Annotated in this window: 13 protein-coding genes and 1 tRNA gene; 8 read left to right on the forward strand and 6 right to left on the reverse strand. The window is 69.6% G+C overall.

Annotated elements, in window-relative coordinates; all coding sequences use genetic code 11:
• Positions 1-379: 379 nt before the first annotated feature.
• Both ACZ6QO_RS23810 and ACZ6QO_RS23815 read right to left on the reverse strand, forming a co-directional pair.
• Positions 380-1,855, reverse strand: coding sequence for an alkaline phosphatase PhoX (locus ACZ6QO_RS23810; protein ID WP_465853788.1), 1,476 nt, complete (start codon positions 1,853-1,855; stop codon positions 380-382).
• Positions 1,856-2,172: 317 nt separating this feature from the next.
• Positions 2,173-2,868, reverse strand: a complete 696-nt coding sequence (locus ACZ6QO_RS23815; protein ID WP_465853789.1) for a class I SAM-dependent methyltransferase — start codon at positions 2,866-2,868, stop codon at positions 2,173-2,175.
• A gap of 186 nt (positions 2,869-3,054) precedes the next feature.
• Between ACZ6QO_RS23815 and ACZ6QO_RS23820 the strand changes: the two genes are divergently transcribed.
• Positions 3,055-4,098, forward strand: coding sequence for a hypothetical protein (locus ACZ6QO_RS23820; protein WP_465853790.1), 1,044 nt, complete (start codon positions 3,055-3,057; stop codon positions 4,096-4,098).
• A 129-nt stretch (positions 4,099-4,227) separates the two neighbouring features.
• Here ACZ6QO_RS23820 and ACZ6QO_RS23825 read toward each other — a convergent pair whose 3' ends face one another.
• Positions 4,228-5,127, reverse strand: a complete 900-nt coding sequence (locus ACZ6QO_RS23825) for a hypothetical protein (RefSeq protein ID WP_465853791.1) — start codon at positions 5,125-5,127, stop codon at positions 4,228-4,230.
• A gap of 308 nt (positions 5,128-5,435) precedes the next feature.
• On the opposite strand from ACZ6QO_RS23825, the gene ACZ6QO_RS23830 reads away from it, so the two are divergent.
• Positions 5,436-6,371, forward strand: coding sequence for a phosphatase PAP2 family protein (locus ACZ6QO_RS23830; protein WP_465853792.1), 936 nt, complete (start codon positions 5,436-5,438; stop codon positions 6,369-6,371).
• On the opposite strand, the gene ACZ6QO_RS23835 is transcribed toward ACZ6QO_RS23830, so the two are convergent.
• Positions 6,355-6,999 (reverse strand): class I SAM-dependent methyltransferase, encoded by a 645-nt coding sequence (locus tag ACZ6QO_RS23835; protein WP_465853793.1) that lies wholly within the window; start codon positions 6,997-6,999, stop codon positions 6,355-6,357. The genes ACZ6QO_RS23830 and ACZ6QO_RS23835 overlap by 17 nt on opposite strands.
• 422 nt (positions 7,000-7,421) lie before the next feature.
• Here ACZ6QO_RS23835 and ACZ6QO_RS23840 point away from each other — a divergent pair, with 422 nt between their 5' ends.
• The 3 genes from ACZ6QO_RS23840 (at position 7,422) to ACZ6QO_RS23850 (ending at position 9,929) form a co-directional block, all read left to right on the forward strand.
• Positions 7,422-8,585: a cytochrome P450 gene (locus ACZ6QO_RS23840; protein ID WP_465853794.1), complete on the forward strand. Its 1,164-nt coding sequence runs from the start codon at positions 7,422-7,424 to the stop codon at positions 8,583-8,585.
• 319 nt (positions 8,586-8,904) lie between these two features.
• On the forward strand, positions 8,905-9,504 hold the full coding sequence (locus tag ACZ6QO_RS23845) for a Chromate resistance protein ChrB (RefSeq protein ID WP_465853795.1): 600 nt from the start codon (positions 8,905-8,907) through the stop codon (positions 9,502-9,504).
• A complete protein-coding gene (locus tag ACZ6QO_RS23850) occupies positions 9,501-9,929 on the forward strand; it encodes a YkvA family protein (RefSeq protein ID WP_465853796.1) in 429 nt (142 codons plus the stop codon). The genes ACZ6QO_RS23845 and ACZ6QO_RS23850 overlap by 4 nt, the downstream gene beginning before the upstream one ends.
• Before the next feature lie 116 nt (positions 9,930-10,045).
• Here ACZ6QO_RS23850 and ACZ6QO_RS23855 read toward each other — a convergent pair.
• A tRNA-Tyr gene (locus ACZ6QO_RS23855) sits at positions 10,046-10,130 on the reverse strand.
• A 140-nt stretch (positions 10,131-10,270) separates the two neighbouring features.
• On the opposite strand from ACZ6QO_RS23855, the gene ACZ6QO_RS23860 reads away from it, so the two are divergent.
• The 3 genes from ACZ6QO_RS23860 (at position 10,271) to ACZ6QO_RS23870 (ending at position 12,848) form a co-directional block, all read left to right on the forward strand.
• Positions 10,271-10,762, forward strand: coding sequence for a YajQ family cyclic di-GMP-binding protein (locus tag ACZ6QO_RS23860; protein ID WP_465853797.1), 492 nt, complete (start codon positions 10,271-10,273; stop codon positions 10,760-10,762).
• Between the two features lie 421 nt (positions 10,763-11,183).
• Positions 11,184-12,224, forward strand: coding sequence for a TolB-like translocation protein (locus tag ACZ6QO_RS23865; protein ID WP_465853798.1), 1,041 nt, complete (start codon positions 11,184-11,186; stop codon positions 12,222-12,224).
• Positions 12,225-12,272: 48 nt separating this feature from the next.
• Complete coding sequence (locus ACZ6QO_RS23870) at positions 12,273-12,848, forward strand: pyridoxamine 5'-phosphate oxidase family protein (RefSeq protein WP_465853799.1); 576 nt, start codon at positions 12,273-12,275, stop codon at positions 12,846-12,848.
• A gap of 162 nt (positions 12,849-13,010) precedes the next feature.
• Here ACZ6QO_RS23870 and htpX read toward each other — a convergent pair whose 3' ends face one another.
• Positions 13,011-13,865, reverse strand: a complete 855-nt coding sequence (gene htpX / locus ACZ6QO_RS23875; RefSeq protein ID WP_465853800.1) for a zinc metalloprotease HtpX — start codon at positions 13,863-13,865, stop codon at positions 13,011-13,013.
• Between the last annotated feature and the right edge of the window lie 156 nt (positions 13,866-14,021).

The following is a 14,021-nucleotide window of genomic DNA, read 5'->3' on the forward strand; positions in this document are numbered from 1 at the left end:
TCCGAGCTGGACGCGGGGGTGTCCGAGCCGGACGGGGGTGTCCGAGCCGGACGGGGGTGTCCGAGCCGGACGGGGGGACCGGCCCTACGCGGGTGAGCAGGCCGGACGTCATGAACCGCCCGCATCTAGTTGCCTGAGGCAAATATATGTGATTGCCCTAGGCAACCTTCCGGCGGTGCCATGTATTCCACCAGCGCTTCTTCGTCCGCATACGTGACACCGTGGAACCCGGGAAGTCCGGCGGCCTCCTCGCCCGGACGCGAAACGGCGCCGCCCCCGCCCCAAGGGACGGAGACGGCGCCGTGTCAGCGCCCCGGCCGGACCGGTCGTCCTAGCCGGTCGACCAGCCGGTGATGGCGGCGATCAGGCGATCAGGCGGTCAGTGGTGGCCGCCGCCGTTGGAGGGACGACGCCAGGGGCCGGTGATGGCCAGCACGTAGCCCGGCGACTGGATGTTGGCGAACAGGATCTTCCCGTCCTGGCTGAAGGTCGGGCCGGTGAACTCGCTGTCGTTCAGCTCGTTGCGCGCCATCGGGTACGGCGTGCCCTGCTTGGTGACGCCCACCAAGTGGGAGACGCCCTCGCCGTCCTCGGCCAGGATGACGCCGCCGTACGGCGAGACGGTGATGTTGTCCGGCCCGTCGTAGTTCGTGTCCTTCTCGGGGTCGGGGTTCACGCCGAAGATGGTCTTCAGCGTGACCGTCTCGGTCTTGGGGTCGTAGAACCAGACCTGGCCGTCGTGCTCGTGGACGCTGCCGTCGTCGATGCGCGCGTAGCTGGCGACGAAGTAGGCGCCGCCGTCGCCCCACCAGGCGCCCTCAAGTTTGCGGCTGCGGGTGACCTGGTCGTTGGTGAACTGCTTGCGCACCGAGGTGGTGGCGGCGTCGCGATCGGGCACCTTGACCCACTTGACCTTGTACCGGGTGCCGGGCTGGGTCGCCTCGGACAGGTCGGCGATGTGCTTGCCGCCCTTGAAGCAGCTCATGGCCTCCAGCGTGCCGGCCTTGTCGCCGTTCGGGCCGAGGGCGAGCCTGCGCAGCGCGCCCTTGCCCGCGCGGAAGCCGCGCGGCGGGGTCCAGCGGAAGTACAGGCCGTTCGGGCCGCTCGCGTCCTCGGTCTCGTAGATGGCGGCCGTCTCGGGGTCGACGGCGACGGCCTCGTGCGAGAACCGGCCGAGGAACTTCAGCGCCACCGGGTCACGGTTGGCGGCGCGGTCGAACGGGTCGACCTCGAAGACGTACCCGTGGTCCTTCTGGAAGGCGCCGCCCTTGCGCTGCTCGGTCTCTTCGCAGGTGAGCCAGGTGCCCCACGGCGTGATGCCGCCGGCGCAGTTGTTGTGGGTGCCGGCCACGCTGACGTACTCGCGGACGCGGTCGCCGCTCTTGTCGACCTCGATGTTGGTCGTGCCGCCCCTGGCGCCCGGGTCGTAGGTCAGGCCGGGCAGGGCCGGAACCCCGTAGGGCTCGTCGCTGCCGATCTCGTGGTTGTTGACCAGCACGAACCCGTTGGGCGCGCGGAAGCAACCGGTGCCGTCGGCGTCGCTCGGGGTCGGCTCGCCGGTCTCCAGCAGCGTCTTGCCGGCCTGCGCGACGACCTTGTACGAGAAGCCGCGCGGGAGCGCGAGCAGGCCGGCGGGGTCGGCGACGACCGGGCCGTAACCGGCCGCACCCTGCGCGCCGGTCTGCGCCAGAGCGGCGGGGCCGGCGATCGTCTCGAGGCTGCCGGCGATGGCGATGCCCAGCCCGCCCACCGCTCCGGCACGGAACAGGTCACGGCGGGAGAGACCGCGGATCGACACGTCACCGTCGGACATGTCACCGCCGGGTACCTCGTGGCGAGACATCGAGGAGGTCATGAGAGCACCTTTTCCATTCGCACGGTGTGTAGACATAGTGGACCCAAGCCTCTAGATATGAACCCTTCCTCCACTGACGCGGACATCGCGGTTAAGACACCGCTAACGTCCTCTACGTCCTCTACGTCCTCTACATCCCGATGACCATGGCGGCGAGGACGCGCGGGCTCGGGACACCGCTTCGGTCCCTCACCGCCAATCAACCAGCAAGCCGGCCCGATCTTCAACCACCTCTCGGCGAGGCCGTCCGCCGAGTCGTACACGACCGCCGCCTCACAGGACTCGCGCTCGGACTCGGCGGAATGAGGGCGTCTGAGCTACTTGAGACAGGTGTAGGCGCCGTAGACCCGCGCACGGAAGGCGCTGCCCACGACCCGCAGCCCGGCCGCGGCGATCATGGGCTCCAGCAGCCAGCGGAAAGTGCTGAACTCCGTGCGCACGTGCTCGGCGTACTCCTCCGAGGTGTACCCCTCCGCGGGGTCCGCGGTCGCGCCCGCGAACCAGCGGCCGAAGACCTGCTCCGCCTCGGCCGGACGGAAGTCGTAGATCAGATCGTGCAGGCGCAGCACTCCGCCCGGCCGCAGCAGATTCGAGATGCGGTCCAGCGCGATCGCCTTGAAGAAGTCGGGCAGCTGGTGGAGGGCGTTCCTGGTGTAGACCGCGTCGACCGGCGGTCCGGCGTGCTCGTAGGTCAGGAAGCCGGCCCGGACGAACTCGATGTTGGTCAGCCCCGCGCCGGCCGCACGCGCGCGCAGGGCGTCCTGCATCGCGGGAGAGACGTCCACCGCCACCACGCGGCGGAACCGCCGCGCGGCGGCCAGCGTGAACTGGCCGGTGCCCGCCGCGAGATCGAGGACGGTGGCGTCCTCCCCCACGCCGTGCTCCTCCAGGAGGGCCAGGTCCTCGGCCGGGTCGGGATGGCCCTGCTTGCGGTCGTAACCGGCGATGAACTCCGGATCGAGGTGCTCGGGACCCGCGTAGGCCAGCTCGTCGATCATCCATGATTCAGGCATGAGCCGATCCTCCTGAGCGCGGCCCCGGTCCGGCACCTCATTTTCCCGAGGCCACGTGGCAGGTACAGCTCCGGAGTCCGCCGCTCAACGGCGTCTTCCACGTCTTCCACGTCAATCGCAGGCCCCCGGAGCCAACTGAACGGCGCGCGGGCGCGTCGAACACAGCACAGACGAGATGAGGACTCCATGAACCGTCATATGCCGCTCGGCGCCATCCTCGGCACCGCCCTGCTCACCCCCCTGACCCCCACCACCGCCAGCGCGCTGACCCCGTCCCACCACCCCGCCTCCGCCAGTGCGCTCACCTCGGCCCACCAACCCGCCTCCGCCGGTGTGCTCACGCCCGCCCAAACCTCCTCCGCCGCCTCGGCGGTGACCACCGCCGCCGTGCCCAAGCCCCTCACCGGTGTCGCGGTCTACTCCCGGTACGACCGCGGGTACGCCGTGACCCGGTATGAACCGGGCAAGGGGTTCACCCGGCTCGGAGTCGCGCCGGAACTCGGCCAGTTCTCCGCCTCCCCCGACGGCCGGAAGGTCACCTGGATCACCGCGCGCGGCGCGGTCCAGGTGAGCGCGGCGGGCAAGGTCACCACCATCGCCAAGCGGGCAAGGACCGGCGCCCCGTGCCTGACCCCGGTCTGGTCGCCCGATTCCGCCAAGGTGGCGTTCCTGTCCGGCGGTGAGGCCGAGGCTCTGCCGGTCGTCATCGCGAACGCCCGTGGCACCGGCACGCGGAAGGCCGGGACCACCACCGGCGTCTGCCACCTGGCCTGGTCGGGCGACGGACGCTACTTGGCCGGATACACCGGCACCACCGAGGGCGTCTTCCGCCTCGACCTGCGCACCCGCAGGTCCGTCAAGGTAAAGGGCGTCAACCTCGCCAACCATGTACAGAGCCTCTCCCCGCACGGCGAGAAAGTCGTGGTGCGCACGCTCTCCCCCGCCGACCCGGGCGGCGACGGCGCCTGGCCGGCCTGGTTCCGTCCGACGATCGTCGACACGGCCACCGGCGCGAAGGTCCCGATCCCGGTGCGCGGCCGTCTCATCGGCGCTCTCTACCTGCCCGACGGCCGCCTGGTGGTCCGAGTGGCCGGCTCGCGGCACAACACCCTGGTCGTCCTGGACGCCTCCGGCCGGCGACTCCAGCGCCTGTCCGAACCCCCCGCCGCCCGAACCCAGGCCCTCCTCCAGGTGGTGACCGGGAGTGCTTCCTCCCCGTCCCTCCGATGAGGTTTCCCTACGGCGAGGACCTGGCGAACCACTCCGGCCCTCGCGCTGACTGCCATCCCCCGGCGGACTGACTCGACCGCACGCGAGCGGAGGGGGCCGACCATGTTCGAGCCCCTTCGCCGCGCGGGTTCAGAAGATCCAGTCCAGCAGGCCGCCGTTCCCGTTCTTCGTCGGGCTCGGCGCCGGCGGCGGGGGCGCCTGCGTGGTAGGCGGAGGCGTCGGAGAGGGCTCGGGATCGTCCTGGACGCGAGGGTTCTCCGGCTGCTGCGGGTTACCGCTCGACCTCGGCGACGGCTTCGGCGACTGGACGCGGGTGCGTGTCGGTGTCGGCCGGGCCGTGGGCTGGCGAGGCTGCCGTCCCTGGGACGCCGTCGGCGTGGGCGTCTCGCTGGGAGGCGCCGTCTCGTCAGGCCCGGCGGAGGAGTCCGCGGCCGGGTCGGTGAGACTGGGACCGGGGGACGGGGTATCGATCAGCGCCGGGTCCTGCTCATCGGCCGAGGCGCACTTGGCGGGGGCCGAGCACGCCGCCTCCGACGTGGAGCCGACGGAGGTGGACACGATCCAGCCACCCGCGACCGCGAGCACGACGATCGCGGCCAAGGCGACGATGAACCCCTTGTTCTTGCTGCTCTTCTCCTCCTGCAGGTCCTTGTCGCCGGTCCACCCCGACCCGAGGAAGCCGCGCTCTCCCTCGTCGCCGGGTTCCCAGTTCTCGCCATCGGGCCGCTCGTTCTCGCGCGACCCCTCGATGTCCTCGGGGCGATAGAGATGCTCGAACCCTTCGAGGCTCTCTGGGCTGTCGTGATCCTCGGCCCATTCCTGGTCCGCCCAGACGAGGTCCGAGGAGCCATCCCTGTGAGCTTGAGCAGGTTCCTGCTGGGCGTGAGCGGATTCCTGTCCAGGCGTCCAGCCATCGGACAGCACGTCACCGCCCGGGCGCTCCGGTTCGTCGTCCCGATCGACGTCCAACGGATCGATGTGCTGGAGAGGGTCCTCTTCGTTGGATCTCGGGTGGCCGTCGCGGTCCATGCCGAACCTCTCTGCTGCGAATCCTTGCCCGACAACACTTAGCAGTTTCGACAGCGCTTTGTCGGGAAACTCCACATACTTCCTACAAGCCGCAATGTTCCCACCGGCCACACAGGTCACAGGCCACCGCTTGATGGCGAACCGGCAACGATCAAGCCACCACGGAGCCGAACGACAACGCCCCCGCCGACCGCCGGGCACTCCCCGCCATGAGCGGCACCACCGCACGCACCGGCCAGTACGTCCAAAGGCCACGGACGGCGCCACCGCACGGACGACCAGGACGCCCAAGGGCTAGTGTGATCGTCGTGAGCCCGCCCGAGATGGACGCCGGCCCGTTATCGCGCCTGGCCGCCCGTGCCCGGTCAGCCGTACTGGTCGGAAGAGTCGGCGGTCGTCCCGCCCCGCTCGTCGAAGTGGCCGGTCTGCTGCTCGTGATCCTGACCTTCTCGCGGCTGCACACCGCCGCCGGGAAAGGCGTGGCGGCGGCCGCCACCGCCCACGCGCATGCGCTGCAGTCCGTCGAGCGCACCCTGCACCTGGACATCGAGCTGGGGGCGAACCGGTGGCTGGCCGACCACCCGGCCCTGATCATGCCGGCGGTGTACTACTACCGCCTGTACTACATCGTGATCATCGGCGTGCTGGTGTGGGTCTTCGTCCGGCATCCAGAGTCCTACGCCAAGATCCGCTGGACCCTCGTCGTGATGCTCCTCCTCGTCCTTCCCGCGTTCTGGACACTTCCCATGGCGCCCCCACGGTTGGCCCTACCGGGCATCGTGGACATCATCGCCCAGTACGACCTCCTGGGCGACGGCCAGGCCACGCGAGACCTCAACAGCGGCCGGAACCTGTTCTCCGCGATGCCCAGCATGCACGTGGGATGGTCGTTGTGGTGCGGGTACAGCGGGTGGTCGGCTCTGCGGCGCTCACACCCGCGCCTGGCATTGCTGCCGTGGACCTTCCCGCTGGGCATGGCGGCGGTCGTACTCATCACGGGGAATCACTACGTACTCGACATCGCCGGAAGCGTCGCGCTGCTCGTCGTCTCCATCGCGGTCGTCTCAACCTTGAGCCACCTCGCCAAGCGCCGGCGCGCAACCGCGGGAAGGTCACACGACCCCACACCCACGCATCCCGCCGGCGACCAGGCCTTTCCCCCTGAATACGCGAACGAACACAGCGCCGCCCTACGCCGGGGACCCGGCGACCCTTCCATTCATCGCACTAAAGACGCGCGATGAGCGCATAGCGTTCATCGCTCACCGGGCCGCCCCACAGGTCAGGTTCATCGCTGAGTGGTTCGACGCGCACATCCGTCACGAGCGGCCGCACCGCGGAGGCCAGGTCGGCCGCGCTCACACCGCCGCTCCAGGGCAGCGCGTCCGCTCCCGCCACATAGTGCCCGCTCTCACCCCAGCGTCCCTCGACCAGCACCAGCCGGCCGTCCGGGCGAAGCCGGGCGACCCACTCGCGCAGCGCCGCATGGGGATCAGGCAGGGTCCACACCAGGTGCCGGCACAGCAGCATGTCGAACCGTTGGTCGCCGGTGGGCGGGACGGCGGCGTCGCCGACCAGGAAACGCCCGGCGAGCCCGGCGTCCGCCAGTTTGGACCGGGCCCGCTCGATCATCTGCGCTGCCAGGTCCACGCCGGTCACCCGATGTCCGCCCGCGGCTAGCAACAAGGACAGCGAGCCTGTGCCGCAACCGACGTCCAGAACGTCCGCCGGACCGGGAGGCGCCCACGCGCGCAACAGGCGGTCCCAGGCATTACGCGTGTGACCGGCCCGCAAGCCGTGGTCGGGCTCGTCATCGAACGCACCGGCGGCGGCATCCCAGTACTGGGTGATCTCGGACGTGAGGTTGGCCATGACAACGATCCTCACAGCCCCCACCGACAATACGTCGGCGTCCCCGCCGGCGAACGTCGACTGGACGACCGAGTTGGGTAAGCATCGCCCCCGGCGCCGCACGCTGATCGGGCTCACCGTTGTCGCATGCGCAACAAGCACGCCTCGGGGAACCACCGACGAACAATCGATCGGGATGCGCGTATCGGCCGGGCGGCCGAATCCCGACCAACGATGCCGCCGACGCGGTGAACACTCGGAACATGATCGAGCAGCGGACCGAAGCCTCGGAGGCTTCCAGCCTCCCCCGATACCCGTCCGACGCCTTGCCCAAATCGAGACCGCCAATTCGGCCTCCCCGCCGGTTATCGTCGATCATCCGGACGATGAGCCCGTCTGGGACTTGAGGAGGTTGTGTGCGCAATCCGGTACCGCCCCTGCATATGCGACGAGACGGATTCCATCCCGATCCAGAGCTGCTCGCCCTGCGTGACGACGAAGGGGTCGCCAAGATCCGAACGTCGTTCGGAACCGAGGCGTGGCTGGTCACCCGGTTCGAGGACGTCCGCACAGTGCTGAGCCACCCCGAGCTGTACAGCAACGCGCTGGTGCCCCCGCTCCGGCCGCCCGGCGCGCCGCCGCCGAGCGAGAAGGAGACCGCCGAGATGCGCGCCGGCAACCTGATCGGCTCCGACCCGCCCGAGCACACCCGCCTGCGCCGGATGCTCACGCCGGAGTTCACCGTCCGCCGGATGCGCCGGCTGGAGCCCAGGATCAGCCAGATCATCGACGACCACCTGGACGCCATGGAGCGCTCCGGGCCGCCCGCCGACCTGGTGACCGACTTCGCCCTGCCTGTGCCTTCCCTGGTGATCTGTGAGCTGCTGGGCGTGCCGTACGCCGATCGGACCGCCTTCCAGCGGACGTCCAATCAGATCTTGGACGCCTCTCTGCCCCCGGACCAGCGCGCGGCCGCGGCGTCGGAGGCCCGCGCCTACCTCACCGGCCTGATCACCGCGATGAGGGACAACCCCGGCGAGGACCTACTCGGGATGCTCGTGCGCGAGCATGGCGACGAGCTCAGCACCGCCGAGCTCGCCGGCATCGGCAGCCTGCTGCTGATCGCCGGGCATGAGACCACGGCCAACATGCTGACCCTGGGCACGCTGGCCCTGCTGCGACACCCCGATCAGCTCAAGCTGCTGCGCGACGAACCCGGCCACGTGGACGCCGCCGTCGAGGAGCTGCTGCGCTGGCTCAGCGTCGTGCACAGCGGAACGACGAAGATGACGACGACCGAGGTGCGGCTCGGCGACCGGACCATCGGCCCCGGCGAGATGGTGATCTGCTCGCTTCCCGCCGCCAACCGCGATCCGGCCTTCATCGACGACCCCGACGACCTGGACATCCGCCGCGACGCCCTGGGACATGTCGCCTTCGGCCACGGCATCCACCACTGCCTCGGCGCTCCCCTGGCCAGGATGGAACTCCGGCTCGCGCTCCCGGCCCTGCTGCGGCGCTTCCCCGAGCTGCGACCGGCGGGCGAACCCGTATACCGCTCCTTCACCGTCGTCCACGGCCTGACCACAATGCCGATCACCTGGTAGAACCACGTCAACGCCGTACCCGGCGCTGAAACACGCCGACCCTGGATGGGCGGGACCACCCCCCGGCCCCGCCCACCTTCCCCGAACGGTGTGAACGCGCACACCGACGAGCGAAAGCGCGAAAGCCCCCTCCCCCGCGCCCCACACACCCTCAGGGCAGCCTCATCGAGAACCCACGCGCCACCCAACGCCGCTGAACAGAATTTCGACCATGCGGTGAGATCCACGCCATTGTGTTGGGCGGTATTGGCGCATAACGCGAGCACCTCCACTTCGACACGGCCATTGCCGGGAAATGTTACGGACGTAACATGAGCGCGTGACGGACAATACGGGAGATCTGGGTTGGCTATTGGTCAGCGTGTCCACTGCGGGCGCCGCTCCGACGCTGCGTGTGCACGTGTGGCGCAAGCTGCGCTCGCTGGGCGCGTTGTACCTGCAACAGTCGGTGTGCCTGCTGCCGGAGCGTGAGCAGACCCTGCGGCAGGTGCGCCGTCTGCTGGACCGGGTGCACCAGCAGGGCGGTACAGCCCGGATGCTGCGTATGACGCTGACCGACTCGGCCGAACAGCGGCAGATCATCGGCGAGTTCAACACTGCCCGCGATGCCGAGTACGCCGAGGTGATGGAGCGCCTGCCCGCCTTCCGCGAGGAGCTGACGCGCGAGCGCGAGCGGAGCCGGGCCACCTACGCCGAGGTAGAGGAGTCCGAGGCCGACCTGGAGCGCTTCCGCTCCTGGCTGGCCAAGATCGCCGCCCGCGACTACTTCGCCGCCCCCGCCGGCGCGCTCGTACGCGTCGCGATCGCCGATGCCGAAGCCGACCTGGCCGACTTCGAGCAAGCCGCGCTGGCGGCTGAGGCACCCGCCACCGACATCGGCATCGCAGCACTCCGCGCGGGAGAAGGCGAGCGGGCATGACCGGGTCATGGGTGTGGGACCTGCTCATCGGCATCGCGATCGCCATGCTGGTCGCCTGGCTGATCCTGATCGGCACGCTGGCCCTCGCCCGGCCACGCGGCGGCCTGCTGCGCGAGGCGCTGCGGCTGCTACCTGACGTGCTGCGCTTGGTGCGCCGCCTGGCCGCCGATCCCGACCTGCCCCGTGGCGTACGCGTCCGGCTCGCGCTGCTGCTGGCCTACCTGGCCTTCCCCATAGACATCGTGCCCGACTTCATCCCCGTCCTCGGGTACGCCGACGACGCCATCATCGTCACCGCCGTACTGCGCTCGGTGGTGCGCCGCTCCGGACTGGAGGCCGTGCGCCGGCACTGGCCCGGCACCGACGACGGCTTCGCCGCCCTGGCCCGGCTGACCGGACTCGGCAAGCCGCCCGCCTCCCCTTGATGTCGCGTCAATAGGAGAACGGCGATGGCCCTGGATGACACGCCGGCTGGTTGGCGAAGCAAATCGAGTCGCAAAGCAAAAGAGGCCCCGGAGGGCCTCTGAGCTGGGAAAATCCCTGGTGGCAGGTCCAGGGTTCGAACCTGGGTAGGCTGAGCCGACGGTTTTACAGACCGCTCCCTTTGGCCACTCGGGCAACCTGCCGTGTCTTCGCTCTCGCGGCGACAGGTAGAAGAATAGCGGACTTCAGGGGTGTCCGTGACACCGGTTGCGCGCGCCCTGATCCACACGCGATCCGTCCAGGGTCGCTAGGGTCGGAGGGACGAGAGAGGACACCTATACCGATGGCCGACAGCAGTTTCGACGTGGTGAGCAAGATCGACCGGCAGGAGGTCGACAACGCGCTGAACCAGACGGTCAAGGAAGTCGGGCACCGCTTCGACTTCAAGGGCACGGGCGCGGGCATCGCCTGGTCGGGTCAGAACAACATCGAGATCAAGGCCAACAGCGAGGAACGCGCGAACGCCGTCCTTGACGTGTTCAAGGAGAAGATCATCAAGCGGGGCCTGTCCCTGAAGGTGCTGGACGCGGGCGAGCCGAAGCTGTCCGGCAAGGAGTACCACCTGGTGGTCGGCCTCAAAGAGGGCATCGACCAGGAGCACGCCAAGAAGATCTCGAAGATCATCCGGGACGAGGGCCCCAAGGGGGTCAAGGCGCAGATCCAGGGTGAAGAGCTGCGGGTCAGTTCGAAGAAGAAGGACGAGCTGCAAGATGTCATCGCCCTGCTGAAGGGCAAAGATCTGGACATCGCGCTGCAGTTCACGAACTACCGCTAGCCGGCAGGTTCCCGCGGCTCCGACCTGGTGGTCCATCAGGGCGGAATCTTCCGAGGGCACATCCGGGGCACACGGCCGAGGACGCCGTCCACCAGGGCACGCGTCTTCTCCTGTGCCTCGGGCCGCCCTCCCACGCACGTGTCGAGCCCACGACCATGGGGCATGGCGGCCGACAGGCTGAACGATGTCCAGGCCGCCCCACACTTTCATGGTTCGACGGTGGATCGTGGGCGGGCGGGAGACACTGGCTTCTGCGGGCCGAGGAGCGCGGCCGAGTTATTTGTTTGTGCGCTATCTCCGATGAGGGGCTGTCGTCAAAGCCGCTTTGCCGGTGTTCGGGGAGGTTCTGGGCGACGCCCAATCGTGACTCAACTTTCTGCCGGTCATCGGCATCTACTGGAGGGTGACGAAAGGAACGCGCATGAAGCGGACGCGCACACTGGCTCTTCTGGCGATGGCCGCCATGGCCACGGCCACCGCCCTCACGGGCCCGGCGGAGGCGTTCACGGGAGCCGCCTCCACCACGACCACGACGGCCGGCGCCGCCGCGAGCGGCAAGGCGGTCAGATACGCCTGGGTGCCGAGCTGCCCTCACGGCGACGACGCCGTCCCGTGCGGCGCATGGGCGCTCACCCTGCGGAACGGGAAGACCGTCAAGGTGCCCGAGGCCGCCGTCCACCCGCGCGGCGCCGACGGCAAGGTGGACAAGGAGTCCGCCGCGCCGTTCACGGTCAGCGGCGACGGCTCGCGGGTGGTGTACTTCCGCGAGTCCGACCGCAGGCTGGTGTGGCGGGACGCGGCCGGCGGACGCGGCCACAGCCTGCCCGGCTCCGCGGCCAAGCTCCCCAAGGGGTTCGGCATGAGCGACGTGGACACCACGCTGTCGCCCGACGGCGACACCGTGGTGGTCGACTACGGGGACGCCGGTGGCAGGCGGCCGACGCTCGTCGTCCACCTGGGGTCCGGGGAGATCGCCAAGCTGCCGGGGGTGGGCGCCGTCCAGGGCTTCAGCCCGGACGGCAGGCGCATCCTGGTGTCCCGCACCACCGAGGACAACACCACCGAGTTCACGGTGTACGACTCCGACGGCGGTGCGGGCGAGAGCCGGGAGGTGCCGCAGGTCGTGTCGAACAACTCGCCCGTCGCGCTCGCCGACGACGGGGTCACCGTGGCCGTCGTGATCGTCCCGACCTCCGGCAAGCCGCGCCTGCGGCAGTACGACCTGTCCACCGACGCGGTCTCTCCGGCCGTCGACCTCGACATTCCCGCCGCGGACACCCCTTACCGGCTCGACTGGGACGGGTCCGGGAAGCTGACGCTCTGGCGGCTGCGGTCCAATGACGAGGGGGCGCTCACGCGGGTGACGGCGAGCCGGGTCGACCCGTCCGACGGCGAACTGAAGAAGATCGACTCCTTCGCGGTGCGCGGTGACATTTACACCTGGTGGCTGCCCGGAGAATGACGGATTTGCCCTCCGGTAAAGTCGGATATATCGGCCTAAGGAGGGCAAATGGCGAAGGTTTATGAAAGCCTGGACGACCGGCTGCGCGAGTTCATCTCTCGGCAGCCGGTCTATTTCGTCGCGACGGCGCCCGAGCGCGGCGGTCACGTCAACGTCTCGCCCAAGGGGTACGCCGACACCTTCGCCGTGCTGGACGACACCACGGTGGCCTACCTGGACCTCGACGGCAGCGGGGTGGAGACCATCGCCCACCTCCGCGACAACGGCCGGATCACCGTCATGTTCGCCGCGTTCTCCGGCCCGCCGAACATCGTGCGCCTGTCCGGCCGGGGCCGCGTCGTCACCGCGGGCGACCCGGAGTTCGCCGGGCTCCTCGGCAATTTCGGCCCGCACCCGGGCGTGCGGTCGGTCATCGTCGTGGCCTGCGACCGCATCTCCGACTCCTGCGGCTTCGCCGTGCCGCGGATGACATACCAGGAGGACCGCACGCTGCTCGACGAATGGGGCGAGCGCAAGGACATCCAGCAGAAGCGCGCCTACCGCGCCAAGCACAACCGGGAGAGCGTCGACGGCCTGCCCGCGCTTCGGGCGGAGGAGACCGACCCCGCCCACGATCGCTCATGAGCGGCCCCGGGCCTACGTAGGGCTGTGCCTCGGGCCTACCTAGGGCTGCCGGGCACTACCTGGCCAGGGTTCACGCTCACGCCTCTATAGGGCTTGGCTCATGCCTTCGGAGGGTTCACGGCGGGGCGTCGGCTGACAAGCCGGTAGGCCGGTGTGTCGCGGTCAGCGGCGGTAGCCGGCCATGCGTTCCAGGCGGGCGACGCGGGCGGGTGTGGAGGGGTGGGTGGAGAAGAGCCTGCCCACCCCGGCCCCCCGGAACGGGTTGGCGATCATGAGGTGGGACGCGGAGGTCAGCCGGCTCTCCTCGGGGAGGGGCAGTTCGCGCGCGCCCATCTCGATCTTGCGCAGCGCCGAGGCCAGCCCGAGCGGGTCTCCGGTGAGCCGGGCGCCCGACTCGTCGGCCTGGAACTCCCTGGACCGGGAGATCGCCATCTGGATCATCCCGGCGGCGACCGGGCCGAGGATCATCATCAGCAGCGCGCCCAAGAAGCCCGGCCCGTCGTCGTCGTCCGCCGAGCCGCCGAAGAACACGGCGATGTAGCTGCAGTACGTGATGATCGTGGCCAGCGCCGCGGCCACGGAGGAGATGAGGATGTCGCGGTTGTACACGTGGGACAGCTCGTGCGCGATCACCCCTTTGAGCTCGCGCTCGTCCAGCAGCCGCATGATGCCGTAGGTGAGGCAGATGGAGGCGTTCCGGGGGTTCCTGCCGGTGGCGAAGGCGTTCGGGTGCGCGGTCGGCGACAGGTACAGGCGCGGCATGGGCTGGCGGGCGTCGGTCGACAGCTCGCGGACGATGCGGTAGAGGCCTGGCTGCTCCACCTCGCCGACGGGGCGGGCCCGCATGGCCGACAGGGCGATGCGGTCGGAGAAGAAGTACGCGACCGCGTTGGCCACCAGGGCGACGAGGACGGCGACCTGCACGCCCCGGCCGCCTCCCAGCCATGATCCGGCGATCAGGATCAGAGCGGACAGGGCGCCCATGAGGACCGCGGTACGCAGGCCGTTGTTGTGCACGCTTCCCCCTCTCGGAACGCTGCGCTCTTCAATGGCAACGTTCTCGACCTGCCCCATCGTTCCCATTCATGCTCGCGAGCGGGCCGCCGCCGCGCGTCGCGCGAGGCTCGGCACGCTGCGAGAAACCGGCGGCCCGCCACCGCCGTGAGCGCCGGG

The organism is Sphaerisporangium sp. NPDC049457 (assembly GCF_055586705.1).

Excerpts from the sequence above, each read along its gene's own strand:
- ACZ6QO_RS23810 (WP_465853788.1), bottom strand. The coding sequence starts at position 1,855 with ATGACCTCCTCGATGTCTCGCCACGAGGTACCCGGCGGTGACATGTCC.
- ACZ6QO_RS23815 (WP_465853789.1), bottom strand. The coding sequence starts at position 2,868 with ATGCCTGAATCATGGATGATCGACGAGCTGGCCTACGCGGGTCCCGAG.
- ACZ6QO_RS23820 (WP_465853790.1), top strand. The coding sequence starts at position 3,055 with ATGAACCGTCATATGCCGCTCGGCGCCATCCTCGGCACCGCCCTGCTC.
- ACZ6QO_RS23825 (WP_465853791.1), bottom strand. The coding sequence starts at position 5,127 with ATGGACCGCGACGGCCACCCGAGATCCAACGAAGAGGACCCTCTCCAG.
- ACZ6QO_RS23835 (WP_465853793.1), bottom strand. The coding sequence starts at position 6,999 with ATGGCCAACCTCACGTCCGAGATCACCCAGTACTGGGATGCCGCCGCC.
- ACZ6QO_RS23840 (WP_465853794.1), top strand. The coding sequence starts at position 7,422 with ATGCGACGAGACGGATTCCATCCCGATCCAGAGCTGCTCGCCCTGCGT.
- ACZ6QO_RS23850 (WP_465853796.1), top strand. The coding sequence starts at position 9,501 with ATGACCGGGTCATGGGTGTGGGACCTGCTCATCGGCATCGCGATCGCC.
- ACZ6QO_RS23860 (WP_465853797.1), top strand. The coding sequence starts at position 10,271 with ATGGCCGACAGCAGTTTCGACGTGGTGAGCAAGATCGACCGGCAGGAG.
- ACZ6QO_RS23865 (WP_465853798.1), top strand. The coding sequence starts at position 11,184 with ATGAAGCGGACGCGCACACTGGCTCTTCTGGCGATGGCCGCCATGGCC.
- ACZ6QO_RS23870 (WP_465853799.1), top strand. The coding sequence starts at position 12,273 with ATGGCGAAGGTTTATGAAAGCCTGGACGACCGGCTGCGCGAGTTCATC.